The organism is Listeria cornellensis FSL F6-0969 (assembly GCF_000525855.1).
GTDB lineage: Bacteria > Bacillota > Bacilli > Lactobacillales > Listeriaceae > Listeria_A > Listeria_A cornellensis.
The window spans coordinates 25,007-37,946 of the sequence record NZ_AODE01000026.1 but is presented as its reverse complement, the minus strand read 5'-3'; the positions used below and the strand labels follow the sequence as shown (position 1 = coordinate 37,946).

Annotated in this window: 15 protein-coding genes and 1 pseudogene; all 16 read left to right on the top strand. The window is 39.8% G+C overall.

The window, feature by feature from the left end; all coding sequences use genetic code 11:
* Positions 1-426, top strand: a complete 426-nt coding sequence (locus PCORN_RS19370; RefSeq protein WP_036080663.1) for a head-tail connector protein — start codon at positions 1-3, stop codon at positions 424-426.
* Positions 427-430: 4 nt separating this feature from the next.
* Positions 431-751 (top strand): putative minor capsid protein, encoded by a 321-nt coding sequence (locus PCORN_RS11560; RefSeq protein ID WP_159102577.1) that lies wholly within the window; start codon positions 431-433, stop codon positions 749-751.
* A complete protein-coding gene (locus PCORN_RS11555; RefSeq protein ID WP_036080658.1) occupies positions 748-1,098 on the top strand; it encodes a minor capsid protein in 351 nt (116 codons plus the stop codon). The genes PCORN_RS11560 and PCORN_RS11555 overlap by 4 nt, the downstream gene beginning before the upstream one ends.
* On the top strand, positions 1,095-1,496 hold the full coding sequence (locus PCORN_RS11550; protein ID WP_036080654.1) for a phage tail terminator protein: 402 nt from the start codon (positions 1,095-1,097) through the stop codon (positions 1,494-1,496). The genes PCORN_RS11555 and PCORN_RS11550 overlap by 4 nt, the downstream gene beginning before the upstream one ends.
* A 12-nt stretch (positions 1,497-1,508) precedes the next feature.
* Complete coding sequence (locus tag PCORN_RS11545; RefSeq protein WP_051999415.1) at positions 1,509-1,985, top strand: phage tail tube protein; 477 nt, start codon at positions 1,509-1,511, stop codon at positions 1,983-1,985.
* Positions 1,969-2,208 (top strand): annotated as a pseudogene (locus PCORN_RS21330) (fibronectin type III domain-containing protein); the annotation flags it as partial. The gene PCORN_RS11545 and the pseudogene PCORN_RS21330, both read left to right, overlap by 17 nt.
* 36 nt (positions 2,209-2,244) lie before the next feature.
* Positions 2,245-3,900 (top strand): polysaccharide deacetylase family protein, encoded by a 1,656-nt coding sequence (locus tag PCORN_RS11540; protein WP_241433170.1) that lies wholly within the window; start codon positions 2,245-2,247, stop codon positions 3,898-3,900.
* A 22-nt stretch (positions 3,901-3,922) separates the two neighbouring features.
* Entirely contained in the window at positions 3,923-4,231 is a 309-nt protein-coding gene (locus tag PCORN_RS11535) for a hypothetical protein (RefSeq protein ID WP_036080649.1), read from the top strand.
* Positions 4,232-4,239: 8 nt separating this feature from the next.
* Positions 4,240-4,614, top strand: a complete 375-nt coding sequence (locus PCORN_RS11530) for a hypothetical protein (protein ID WP_036080646.1) — start codon at positions 4,240-4,242, stop codon at positions 4,612-4,614.
* Positions 4,615-4,619: 5 nt separating this feature from the next.
* Positions 4,620-5,210 (top strand): Gp15 family bacteriophage protein, encoded by a 591-nt coding sequence (locus tag PCORN_RS17420; RefSeq protein WP_159102576.1) that lies wholly within the window; start codon positions 4,620-4,622, stop codon positions 5,208-5,210.
* Between the two features lie 31 nt (positions 5,211-5,241).
* Complete coding sequence (locus PCORN_RS11520; RefSeq protein ID WP_036080642.1) at positions 5,242-5,577, top strand: hypothetical protein; 336 nt, start codon at positions 5,242-5,244, stop codon at positions 5,575-5,577.
* A 28-nt stretch (positions 5,578-5,605) separates the two neighbouring features.
* A complete protein-coding gene (locus PCORN_RS11515) occupies positions 5,606-7,549 on the top strand; it encodes a phage tail tape measure protein (RefSeq protein WP_036080639.1) in 1,944 nt (647 codons plus the stop codon).
* 38 nt (positions 7,550-7,587) lie between these two features.
* Positions 7,588-8,631, top strand: a complete 1,044-nt coding sequence (locus PCORN_RS11510; protein ID WP_036080637.1) for a phage tail protein — start codon at positions 7,588-7,590, stop codon at positions 8,629-8,631.
* The gene (locus PCORN_RS11505; protein ID WP_036080634.1) at positions 8,631-9,365 is read left to right on the top strand and encodes a phage tail domain-containing protein; all 735 of its coding nucleotides are present in this window, start codon (positions 8,631-8,633) and stop codon (positions 9,363-9,365) included. The genes PCORN_RS11510 and PCORN_RS11505 overlap by 1 nt, the downstream gene beginning before the upstream one ends.
* Entirely contained in the window at positions 9,366-11,624 is a 2,259-nt protein-coding gene (locus PCORN_RS17415) for a phage tail spike protein (RefSeq protein WP_051999413.1), read from the top strand.
* A gap of 1 nt (position 11,625) precedes the next feature.
* The gene (locus tag PCORN_RS11495; protein ID WP_036080631.1) at positions 11,626-12,918 is read left to right on the top strand and encodes a BppU family phage baseplate upper protein; all 1,293 of its coding nucleotides are present in this window, start codon (positions 11,626-11,628) and stop codon (positions 12,916-12,918) included.
* Positions 12,919-12,940: the final 22 nt, after the last annotated feature.

The window sequence follows — 12,940 nt, the reverse complement described above, 5'->3', positions numbered from 1 at the left end:
ATGGATTACATTGACAAAGACTATTACCGAAATATCTATAAAGGAACGCCGATTGATGATAACGCCGAATTAGGCAATTTAATTACACGCGCCAGCAGAGACATCGACAGATACACGCGCTATGTGATTGTACAGACAGGGTTTTCCAATCTTATAGAGTTCCAACAGGATCGTGTAAAGGAAGCTACAGCCTCTCAAGTTGAATTCCTAGATATTAACGGTGCTACTGCTTCAACCGTTGACAGCGGGGCGGGTGGTAGTTTTGATATCGGTAATTATGGCGAAGGTGGCGGGGCTAGTGGTTCGAGTCAATCGGGAGGGGAAACGGTGTTGTTCGCAAATAGCATTTACGGCATTTTGGCGCCAACCGGTTTGTTGTACTCGGGTGTCCCGATTATTTCGCGTGGCGGTGGTTGTTGTGGTTAGACCTATGAGGCGTCGCTTATTAATTCATGATATCGCTTATCAAGAGTACATTGCGCAAGGGAAGCATGGGGAGGAATGGAAATCGGGTATTCCGATTAATCGTGTTCGTGTAGAGCCTATAAATAAAGTTGTTACGTCGGCAGAAGGCGATGAAATTCAATCGAATACCCGTATTTTTATTGATAGAATTAACTCCACACCTGCTTTCGAACTAGCAGAGAAGTCCAAAGTAATATTTGATAACAGGGAATATATTGTTGCAGCTGTCTCTACATTTTATGCGGCAAGCCCACAGGTACACCATTGGGAGGTGTATTGTAAATGATTAAACTTAACATAAAAGTTGAATTAGGGGATATCATTGGTTCGTGTGATAAACGAGTGGGAAAAGCACAATTTGCTTTAGATAACCAGGTTCTAAAAGATTCGAATTACTTTGCACCAGAAGATACTAAAGCGACACAAGACAGTGCTCTGATACACTCTAAAATTGGTGAGGGCGAGCTTGCATGGGTTACGCCTTATGTTCGTCAAATTTATTATAATCCGCAATACAACTTTAGCAAGGACAAGAATCCGAATGCCTCTGGCCTCTGGTTTGAAGTTGCTAAAGCAAGGTTTTTGAGTGATTGGGTGCGCGTCGCCAACGTAGCGGCAGGTGGTCGGGTATGAGCTTAAGAGAATCATTCTTTGATGCTATTGACGCACATTTAAATGCCAGTATAACGATGTTTAGCGAACTACGGTTGAGTGATTTAGACATAGAAAATCAGGATATTATTTTTCGGTTTACGCCATCCCCACCTGGGCAACGATATTTTGATAGGTCTAGATTAAAAGATTTTTCGTTTCAAATCATTGTGCAACACGAAAGCCGGTTAACGGCTATGAACACAATAGAAGATATAACAGAATCGTTAGAACTATCCAATGGCGAATTAGTGCCAGACGATGGTTCTTTTTCGTTGGTCGGATGTGAAATATACACCGAACCTACAGAAATCGGCAAAACTGATAAAAATTTATTTATGTGGTCCGCAATGTTTCAAGCGGAGCTAAGTAAAAACTAAGGAGGAAATAACATGGCTGAAAAAGCATTTCTATTACAACATAATTATCGCTTATTCTGGAACCCTACAAGCGGGGCTGCAATTACTGATGATGGATGGTTACGAATTGGTAGCGGGATAAAAAGTATTGACCCCGATAATAACGAAGAAGTGGACCAAACTGCATACTATGATGATGAAGGTGGCTCTACTTCTACGGTTACAGGACAGCAAAAAACTTACCCGATGGATGCGGATCGTGAATATAATGATCCATTCCAGAATTTTGTTTTTGATACGGCTGATACAGACCTCACCAAGCGTACAGGAGAATTTTATATTATCAATCCAAAGAAAAAAGGTCTTAAAGGTAACGGCTCGCTTGTGAATATCAAACCACCAGGCGGTGATGCAAACGCTAAAGGCGAATGCTCATTCGAATGTCATTTCAACGGTATGCCAGAAAAGATTGATAGTGCTACAGAACCAGTAGTTGATACTACGCCCTAATGCACCCTCGAATCTCCATGTTACAGCAGCTACAGACACAACTATAACTTTTGCGTGGGATGCAGTAGAAGAAGCGGATTTTTACTTGCTACGTATCAGCGGGGAAACCCGACCACGTCGGTTTAGCTCTAGTCCAGCGCAGGTCACTGGTTTAGTTTATAGCACATATTATTCCGCGAGTGTATCCGCTGTAAATGGAGTTACAGAGGGGGAATCAAGCAACATAGTAACACAAAAGACGCTATTACCGGGGCCGTTAATGGTAAGGTTTTTGTTCGGCGATACGTATATGAATGGCACAGCAGTGAATTCGCCAAGCGTTACCAATTGTCGGTTGTATAGGAAAGGGGAGTCCACGGCGCTTTTAACGGGGACTGTCACGGCTGGCGTGTTGAGGATTTATGTTTTAAATAATCCTAATATTATTGCTGGAAATGAATACGATGTGCGGGCATTGGATGGCAACCCTAATTCGCCAACGTCAATACCTGGTATGGCAACTACGATTACAGCAGAACTACCAAAATTAGTACTTAATCCTATTAATTCAACAACAAAGGCAATATCTGGTGCAACAGAAGCAAATGGGATTGTTCGAATTAATGTTGATAATGTAAATCGAACAACGGTTACCGCAGATGCGAGTGGACAGTTCTCTACAATATCATCCAGTGTGACTACAAATTCACTTGTCAAAGTAGAGGCGAGAGTAGGTAATATTTATCCGAAACTTATAGCTGTAAGGGTTGACTCGGGGACTACTGCAATCCCTACATTACCAGAACGGACTTTAGTTGAAATGGAAAGCTTTTTAGATGTTACAAAATGGCAGTTACAGTCGGGAGCAGGGACAAGCAGATCGGCCGATACAGTTAACACGAAAGATATACAATCTATAAAACTCACAGCGGATAAGGTAATCGCGTTTATGCGAAATACAACATTTGATATAGATGTTTCTACAAAAACAGCCTACGAATGTCGTTTGTATGTCGCAGATGTCACCACCTTAGACAAAGTAATCGTTTACTTGGCGAATGATACGACATTAGCTAATAACATAAGTTTCACAATAAACAGTTACGAACTTGTGACGGGCTGGAACACAGTAACAGTAGCTTTAGGAAGCGGAAAAATTACTGGGACATTTACAAGCACGCAATCTATCAAAGCGATGCAAGTTAGAGTTGAACCTAAAATTGATGCTAAAGCCGATGTTTCTTTTGATCTCGTTTCCTCGGTTCAAGCGAATAAAGGTAATATTCTATTCGTATTTGATGATGCGTGGAAGGAGGCGCAAGTAGGTATTACATCCCTTGAAAGTAAAGGACTTCGTGCAAGTATTGGTGTTGTAGAAATAAATGAAACTGATTCTAGATTTATGACAAATGCGGAGTTGAAATCTCTAAATCTAAAAGGGCACGACCTTGCTAACCACACCAAAGATCACCCGCATTTGAATACGCTAAGTAAGGCTGATCAACGTACTCAATTCGATTCGTGTAAAGCATATTTAACAACAAACAGCTGGACACGTGCCAATGACGCAACAATCTATCCCTATGGCGATTACAATACGGATACATTACTGGCTTTATCGGAAGGTATGTATAGATTTGGCCGCACACTTACCTCTGGGCTTGAAATAAATACACCTGTATCTAACTATCTTGTACGCACTTACAATTTGACGCCAGATAGGACCGTAGCTATGGCTAAAAATATGATTGATTATGCTATTCAGACAGGAAGCACATTAGTGTTTCTGAATCATCGACTTGGAACAACTGAACAAATGGTTGATACGATGTTTTGGCGCAGTGACTGGTTTGAACAATTGGCTACGTATGCGAAACAAAAGGTAGATAATCAAACCGCAAGTGTCATAACTATAGCTGATTGGCTATTACAGTAAAAAAAGTGAGGTGATACCAGCGATGGAAACTGTAAAACTACAACTTGGTGAAAAAGAGTACACCATAAAGATAAAGACTAGTGAAAAAGAAGAATATCAGAAATTGATTATTACAACTTATGACAAACTAAACGAAGCAAAAGCGTTTAATGAAAGTGTAGAAATATTGAAATTTACCGTAGATAGATTGCTAGGCAAAGATGGATTTATACAACTGTTTGACCAAGCTGGAGAAAGTGTTTTAAATACTATGGCATATCTTCATGAAATTCTGGAAGCAGTTAGTTTAAAAGTTTTTGATGATGTGGAAGAAAATCAAATCGAGGAGTGAATTTTATTATGGCAATTACTATTGAAACTAAGAAATCGTTTGAGGAAGTCATTATTTACAATGAAACATACACCGTTGATTTTTCCGACGAGAAATTACTGGAGTATGAAAAAGAAGCAATGAAATGGGAACAAATAGCCGAGGATGAGCAAGCGAACCGCTCGCTTACGGAAAATATTCAATTAGTAAAAGAGGCCTTTGTTGTATTCTTTAATGAAAAAATAGCCGATGAAATTTATAATAATTCGGGAAAAAGCTCTATGGTATGTACTAATATTGCTATGCAACTTTTCAAAGTATTTAAAGAGCGGATGGCAGAATTTGAAGATAAGAAGCTCAAGGAATACTTGGAAGAGGATGACGAAGAAACAGTTAGCGAGTGATGACTATGTTTTCTTTGACAAGTAAAAAGAATAAAGCTGATCGGCATGTTACCTATAAAGGTGAAAAGGTGCTGATCAGCATTACTTTTGACAATGTTATTAAAGCAATAAAGCTGTATGATGATAAGTTTTTAAAGGAAAATCAGAAAATTTATATCATGTATAGAATGTTTGTGAAAGATTATAAGAAATATAATCATACGCCGCGGGATGTCATTAGAATTACCGATCTGATTTACAAAGAGCTAAACAAATCGGATTCTGACACAGGTGCCGCAGACAACGAAGAATTATATAATTTTTTTGAAGATGCAGAGCGAATATATGCATCTTTTTTAATTGATTACAATATTGATTTGCTAAATGAGGTTGGTGTTTTAAGTTGGGATGAATTTATTGCGTTATTCAATAATCTTTCTGAAAAAACACCAATCATGCAAGCAATCATGTATCGCGGGTGTGAAGTGCCGTCAGGACCAGAAAACAAGGAAGAACGTCGAAGGATTCGCAAAATGAAAGAATTTTACGAGCTTAAAAGCCAGCGTGAAAAACGTGAGAAGCAGATATTAGAACAGATGGAGAAAGAGTTTTTATAAGTAATATATTCATCCAGAGAGGAGGGAGAGCATGGCGAAACGAGGGGCAGATGGCAAGATTATCATTGACACGGAAATAGACAAAAGCGGTATTAAACATGATGCTAGGGACATTGAGCGCGAACTTGCGGGCATGGGGAAAACGATTAGTAAGGATTCAAGTCGTTATACGAACGAAATGGCTAAAAATTATGAGTATTACGGGCGTTCTGTACGCCGAGTATATCGCGGACAATCCGAGGAAGCACGACGGATGCACGGCGAAATGAGACAGGCATATATGGAACAACGAGTGTCATTGTATAAGTATAAGGATCAACTAATTGCCTCTAAGTATGCTTTTTTTTCAACTAGGCAAATCAGCTAAAAACTTTTCAGGCAGTTCAAAGCAATTCATGTCGCAGGTGGAAGCGCAGGGGCGCGTTCACAAGAAAGTAATGGATGACATGATCAAGAATAACGAAATGATGAAAAATCAACTTATTCAAAGCGTAGGGACGATTATTGTTAGAACAACACAGGCGACACGTATTAGTGAAAACTTTACTCGTATGAAAAATCCCATGTACCAAGTTAACAAAGGTGCACTTGCCATTGCCGATGGTTTGAATCAAATCGCAATGCGAGGACAACCCGCGGTTTTAGCTTTGAAAATGCTAGGACCTACGGCAAACATGAAGCAATTGCAAGACATGACGATGATGATTGGGCAAGGGATCATGCGAGTAACAATGGTTGCCTTAGCTGCAACCGTCACAGCGGCAAAATTTTATTCTACGTTGCATAAAGGGGCGATGGAATCAAACAAAGCCTATGCGACGGCATTTGCAAGTATGAAAAAGAGCATACGAGAAGCGTTTGAACCGTTGTTCCAGGTGTTTGCTGCGGTCATGGTACCAACATTTAATTTTATTAAGCGATTGGCAGACATGATTGTTAAATTTAATGAAGCTCACCCGAAGATTGCTAAGTTTGTTGCTGCTATCTTGATGTTGATCCCTGCGTTAACTTTGCTTCTATCTCCCTTGGCGATTGGTATTGGGTTAATTGCTGGCTTCCAAGCAGCATTAGGTGCGGCATGGATGATAATAGGGCCGTTTATAACTGGTATGGCAGCAATGTCGGTAACTGTGTTATTAGTGGCAGCTGCGATAACGGGTGTTGTTGTAGCGTTTAGGCACTTCAACAAAGAAGGTAAACCGCTAAACAATTTGCTAGAAGATATAGGCGGATCGTTTAAGGCGGTTGGCGGGATTATCAAAGCATTCTTTTCTGGCAATACTTCAGATATTAGCAAGTTTAGCAAGCAACTGCACGATATGTTGCCTAAGAGCATCGCGGATGGTATTTTCAATTCGCTTATCTTTATTTTACAAGGTATCGAGAAAGTGAAAATGGGTGTTATTGGATTTACAAAAGTAGTGACTGGTTCGTTTAAATCCGTTGCTGATTTGGATAAATATTTTCAAGGTGTGTTTGGTGCAGAAGGTACAGCGCGCATTATGAAATTCGGGACCGCTGTTAGAAATTCGCTTATCTCAACGGTTCAAATGTTCGAAATGATAGGGCAGAAAGCAATGCAGTCTGGTGTTGTGGTAGGCGGCATGATTAAAGCTTTCTTTACGAATAACACAAAAGAAATAGCTAATCTTAATAAGCAACTGCATAATATTTTCCCGCCGTCTATCGCAGACGGTATTTTTAATTCCTTGATTACAGTACTGCAAGGCATAGATAAACTAAGGATGGGAATTGTTGCGATTGCCAAGGTTGCGACAGGATCATTTAGTTCTATTGCTGATCTAGATAAATATTTACAAGGGGCGTTTGGCGGTAAAGGAACAGCCCTTATTTTGAAGTTCGGCAATGTGATTAAATCTGTATTTAGCTCATTAGGTTCTATTTTTGAGGATTTTAAAAATAAGATAGGAGCGATTTGGAAGGCGATACAAACAGCATTTAGTGGTGGCGGGTTTGAACCGTTGATAAATGAAGTTAAGGATTTAATCCCTTCTTTGATTGCGGCAATCATTGGTGGCTTACCTGGTTTAATAATAGCTGGGGGTAGCATGATCGAGAAAATATTACAGGGTATGGGAACTAGTTTACCTGAATTGATAGGACAGGCTACAAAAATCATCAACTCGATTATTGTTCAAATCGGGAAGCATTTACCTAATTTGATACAAATAGGCGCTGAAATACTGACTAATATTATTTCGGGAATTACGACGATTCTACCGCAGATTATCGGTATTGCAACGAATATTATCAACACTTTCATTTCTACAATAGGGCCTCTTATACCATTCTTATACAGGTCGGGGTTGCTATTTTAACGGCTTTAATAAATGGGATTGTTGAGGTCTTACCGTCTTTGATCACCGCAGCATTACAAATCATACAAACTTTAATTGAAGCTTTGATACCTCTACTACCAGTTATTTTACAGGCCGGGATTGATATTTTACTGGCATTGATGGAAGGAATTGTAAAAATTTTACCTTCTTTATTAGATTCGGCGTTAGAAATTATTTTGACATTATTTGAGGCTCTGATAGCAAATTTGCCAAAAATCATTGATGCAGGCGTAAAGATGTTAATAGCATTGATAAATGGATTGGTTAAATTTTTACCGAAACTAATCACTGCCGCACTAACATTAATAATAAAGCTAGTCCAAGGACTGATTCAAAACATGCCAAAAATTAATGACGCTGGAAGAAAAATTCTATTCGCGTTGCTAAAAGGTATAGGGGCGTTGGCTTGGGAATTAATAAAACTAGGTGGAAAGTTAATTCTTGATTTGGTATCAGGTATTCTAGGTGCTACTGGACGGGTTGGCCAAGCTGCATGGGATGTCGTCAATATTGCTTACAAATCAGTTACAGGGTGGTTTAGTTCATTCTTCAACGCTGGTCAAAACATGGGAGACCAATTGGCATCTGGGTTAAGAAGTGCTGGGGCGGCAGTTGGTTCGGCAGCCGGAGATTTGGCCGCAAAGGCGGCCTCTGCAATAAGTTTAAATGTTGGTAGTGGAGGAAAACCTAAAACTGATGGTAGTAACAAAAATGGTCTAAATTATGTACCGTTTGATGGGTATATTTCAGAATTACACAAAGGTGAGCGTGTTCTTACAGCAGAAGAGGCTAGACTATATAATGCGCAAGAAAAAAGCGGCGTATTTAGCAGCTTAAGAATGCCGGATATGACAAAGATTAGACAACCAGACGTTTCCGGATTTGCAAATTTGGGCACGCCATCGAATCCGGCGCCAGGTTCAAGTGAAACAAACAACGATCAATCTGTAAATGTTACATTCACTGGCAATATTATTGTTCGTAATGATGATGATATACGCCGAATTGGTAATGAACTGGGATCACAAATAAATAGAGATAGAAGGAGGCTAGATCGCTAATGGAAAGGGTGCTAAAGGTTCCAAATTATTTCGAGTTTGCCGGAAGAAAGTCAACGGAATTTGGTATGCGAATCCTTGCAGATCGTAGCTTTCCAATTCCTGAACGCGACGTGCAGCGTATTGAAGCACCTGGAATAAGCGGGGATAATTTCGTAGATCAGGGGCGTTTTAAGAATATAACAATGGACTATCCAGTTAATATCTATGCATACAATGATCTAACTATTGCACAAATATGCGGTGAATTATCAAAATGGCTTAGAGGGCGACAAGGCTACAACAAGCTTTTTGATACAGTCGATGAACGCTATTACCGCTATGCACAATGTTTTGCAACGCCTGATGTTAAAGATGTAAATACTAGATTTGGCAGTAATTCAATAAGCTTTGATTGCAAGCCTTACAAATATTCGATTACTGGATCACAAACCTTTGTTGTCTCGCAAAACGGCCGCCTGCAAAATGTTGAGATATTCCCCGCTCTTCCCGTGATTACAATATACGGCAATGGTGATATTAATTTCTTCGTTAATAATTATAAGGTTGTTTTGAAAGGCATACAGGGGCAAATCACGATTGACTCGGAACGACAGATTGCCTATAAACCAGGTACATTGCTCAATAATAAAGTAAACACTTATCCGTTTCCACAATTAGATGTGGGAGAAAATCGTTTTACCTGGACTGGCAATGTTACAAAAGTAGAAGTTACTCCAAATTGGAGGACGATATAAATGGCTACTTCAAGGGTTTTAGTACCTCGTTTGTATGATGCTGCTACAACTGATTTTGAAAATAACGGTATCGGAGTTTTAACAGACTCGTTTGACTGGAAAATTAGGCAGGAAGCGAACGGCGCATATGAATTAGAATTTAAGTATGTAAAAGACGGGACCTATTTTAGTGATATTAAGAATCAAAATATTATCAAAGCAAAAGCAAATTTACGGGATCCGGAACAGCTATTTACAATTTATGCTGTATCGAAACCTATCGATGGAATTGTTACCGTAAAGGCAGAGCATATTAGCTATAGGTTGCATTACAATCCGTTAAAAGGCAAGGTGACGGTTCAAAATGGAACAGCTGGTTACATGCTCAATCAAATTTTAAGCAATACTGTTTATCCGCACAGCTTCACGGGCACAAGTTCTTCAACAACACAGGCAAATACAACAATAGAATTGTGCTCGTCCAGGGAAGCGTTGGGAGGAAAAGAAGGCTCTCTCTTAGATACATTTAAGGGTGAGTTTATTTTTGATAATTTTAATATCCGGCATTATCCGCGTGGAGGCGCTGGGGTCGATAACGGTGTGCTAATTGCGTATGGGAAAAATTTGACGGACGCAAAACAAGATGAAGAAATAGGTGATACTTTTACATCCATCTATCCCTATGCGCAAGTTCAAGATGCTAGCGGAAATGATGTCACAATACGATTACCAGAAATAACACTAGACTCACAATATGCCTCTAATTTTGCTCATAAGCGGGCTATGATGGTTGACTTAACTGGGGATAGTGTTAAGGATGTTGCGACTTTAAGGACGGCAGGAAATGCCTACATTGTAAACAATGATGTTGGGAAGCCTTCTATTAATCTTGATATTTCTTTCATTGATCAATCGAAGGAACTAGACGATGAAGAACTTGCGCAAGTACTAGCGTTAGAAATGGTTAATTTGTGGGATACGGTCACAACTAAATTTTTGCAGTTAGACATTGATGTGAAAGCACGCGTTATTGCAACAGTGTTCGATCCGCTTCTCGATAAATACCTTTCCGTTGAACTAGGAGATTTCAAATCGAATATATCGCGTCAGTTTAATGATATTCAGCAAGAAGTAGATTCGATTAGTTCCGATCGTTCATTTTTACAAGCAAGTATTGATGAGCTTACAAATACTATTACTAATCCTCCGGCTGGGAATGTTGTAATTTACCCATCTATGGCAGACCCGCAGGAAATTTTGATTATGGATACAAAAGACATCAATACCGCACGTAACGTGTGGAGGTGGAACGCCGGTGGCTTGGGGCACTCGAAAAATGGATATGCGGGGCCGTATGAAATCGGCATGACTTTTGACGGGAAAATGGTTGCTAATATGATGTCGACAGGAACCCTAAAGGCAATCGATATTCAAGGTGTTACTATAACTGGTTCAGCTGCATATTTAGATACGCTATATTCTAGTTTTTTACCACCGTTACCGCTACCGCAGTACAGAGAAGTGTTAAAAATGGGCGGGGGAAGCGGCTTTGTTTTGGAAGCCAAACGAGATGCATACCCATATCCTGCAATGCGTGTAAGTCTAGATACAACTGGCAGTATGGGATTAGCCATTGAAAAAATAAACGAAAGCACAGGAGCGATTGACCCTGATAAGGTAATACGTTTATCGCCTTTTGCAGGCGGCGAATTTCCATTAGTATATTCGGTTGACTGGTGTTCTATCGGAGCTGGACCAGGAGGGAAAACAGCGAGTATTTTATATACATCGTGGGATACGGCTCAATTAATTTATGCGGATCATGTTTGTAAGGCTGTAATTCAAATGTCTAGCATCGGGATCAAGCAGGATGTTGAAAAATTCATAGAGTCAAAAATCGCTGAAAAATACAGCGCTAAAGATATGATTAAAACAGTTGAAGTATTCAGCTATCGCTTAAAGCAAGATGTTGAATCCGCCTTTAGTGACGAAAATGACGGAGCTTACGTAAGTTTTGATAAACGATTAGGATTTATTGCCGAGTTGTTACCGCCAGAATTGCGCGCCGATGATTTGATGGGAATGGATCATCAAAAAGCTATTATGTGGCTTTGGCAGGGTGCCCGCGAGAATATACAAGAAGTAGAACAATTGAGAAAAGAGTTAGACGACACGAAGGAAATTCTTGACGCTACAGTAAAAATACTATCGGATCAACAACAAGAAATAAACGAATTAAAACAACAAATGCAATTATTAATGAACAAGGCAGGTGAATAATGTGGCAACATTAAAGAATTATCCTTTCTCACTTGATTTAATATCTGATAGCATTACACCGCTTGTGCTTGCTAGGGTTACGGAGAAAGAGTCGGTTACATTAACAATAGAAGTATTTGCGGATGGTGATACTATTGAGGATTTCGCTGACTATACGCCTGTTTTTGAATGCGCACTACCAGGTGGGAAGTTTGTACGTGATGATGGATCAACATACGGAAATATGGATACCGTAGATGGAAAAATTGTTTATGTAATCGCCAAAGAAGTTTTTTCAAGCTATGGGATTCTAAATCTTTGTTACTTTGCATTAGAAAAAGGGGGTACCCCTGGTTTTCAAATATTAGATGCCGTTGACTTAACCGCAGATGAGAGAGTTACGACGCAAAACTTCACAATCAGCGTTGCAAAGGATGCGACGCAAGGAAATATTGTTGTAGAGGACTTTGTTAGTGATATTGATAAGCTAACAAGATTTATTGAAGCAGAAACTGCGGAATCCATGGCAGCGTTGAATATTGCATTGACTAAATTAGATGTAGCAACCGCTAGCGCAAATCAATTAATTGCGTTAATAAATGCAAATCAGGTTGTGAAAATAACGGATACAGCAAATTGGCAAAAAGGCGTTAAAATAACAACTGACAGTGGCGTTTCTAAAGGTGTGACTACTGGTGTAACTGATTGGAACAATTTCTTAGAGTCGGGATATTTTTCAATCTATGGGCCGAATATGACAGCCAATAAACCTCCGGCCGGAACTTATTTAGATGTAGAGATACACAAACGAAGTGGTGACACAGGAAAACAAATTGCAACGGATGTACAAACTGGAAAATCCTATACAAGGGCACTTATGAGCGGTGGCGTTTGGACAGCTTGGCAAGAAAGTGAAACGACAGCAGGGTCACAAATTAAGGCAGATGCCGCAAAAAATGCCGCGATTGCTTATGTAAATACCAAGTTTGCAGATACTGGATGGATACCGCTTACGTTAAAAACTGGTTTTACAGCATTTGCAAACTCGGTTCCACGGTATCGAAAAATCGGGAATGAAGTATCGTATGCTGGTGTGGTAGTACGGACGAGCGGAGGGACAGGAGTGTTCGCGACGGCAGAAGATGGATTTAGGCAAAAGGATACTTATCCTCAATCGCATCTCGTTGGACAACAAACGTCAGCAGCTGATGCACAAGCACAGATTTACACACATTCAAACGGAAATCTTGAAATAGTTTCCGCAGTATATGCGAGTCCAATCTGGCTAAATGAAATAAGTTACTTTATCGACTAGCACCTTAACAGGTGTATTTTTT

Bases quoted from the DNA above. Each gene is read 5' to 3' on its own strand.
- PCORN_RS19370 (WP_036080663.1), top strand. From the start codon at position 1: ATGGATTACATTGACAAAGACTATTACCGAAATATCTATAAAGGAACG.
- PCORN_RS11560 (WP_159102577.1), top strand. From the start codon at position 431: ATGAGGCGTCGCTTATTAATTCATGATATCGCTTATCAAGAGTACATT.
- PCORN_RS11555 (WP_036080658.1), top strand. From the start codon at position 748: ATGATTAAACTTAACATAAAAGTTGAATTAGGGGATATCATTGGTTCG.
- PCORN_RS11550 (WP_036080654.1), top strand. From the start codon at position 1,095: ATGAGCTTAAGAGAATCATTCTTTGATGCTATTGACGCACATTTAAAT.
- PCORN_RS11545 (WP_051999415.1), top strand. From the start codon at position 1,509: ATGGCTGAAAAAGCATTTCTATTACAACATAATTATCGCTTATTCTGG.
- PCORN_RS11540 (WP_241433170.1), top strand. From the start codon at position 2,245: ATGGTAAGGTTTTTGTTCGGCGATACGTATATGAATGGCACAGCAGTG.
- PCORN_RS11535 (WP_036080649.1), top strand. From the start codon at position 3,923: ATGGAAACTGTAAAACTACAACTTGGTGAAAAAGAGTACACCATAAAG.
- PCORN_RS11530 (WP_036080646.1), top strand. From the start codon at position 4,240: ATGGCAATTACTATTGAAACTAAGAAATCGTTTGAGGAAGTCATTATT.
- PCORN_RS17420 (WP_159102576.1), top strand. From the start codon at position 4,620: ATGTTTTCTTTGACAAGTAAAAAGAATAAAGCTGATCGGCATGTTACC.
- PCORN_RS11520 (WP_036080642.1), top strand. From the start codon at position 5,242: ATGGCGAAACGAGGGGCAGATGGCAAGATTATCATTGACACGGAAATA.
- PCORN_RS11515 (WP_036080639.1), top strand. From the start codon at position 5,606: ATGTCGCAGGTGGAAGCGCAGGGGCGCGTTCACAAGAAAGTAATGGAT.
- PCORN_RS11505 (WP_036080634.1), top strand. From the start codon at position 8,631: ATGGAAAGGGTGCTAAAGGTTCCAAATTATTTCGAGTTTGCCGGAAGA.
- PCORN_RS17415 (WP_051999413.1), top strand. From the start codon at position 9,366: ATGGCTACTTCAAGGGTTTTAGTACCTCGTTTGTATGATGCTGCTACA.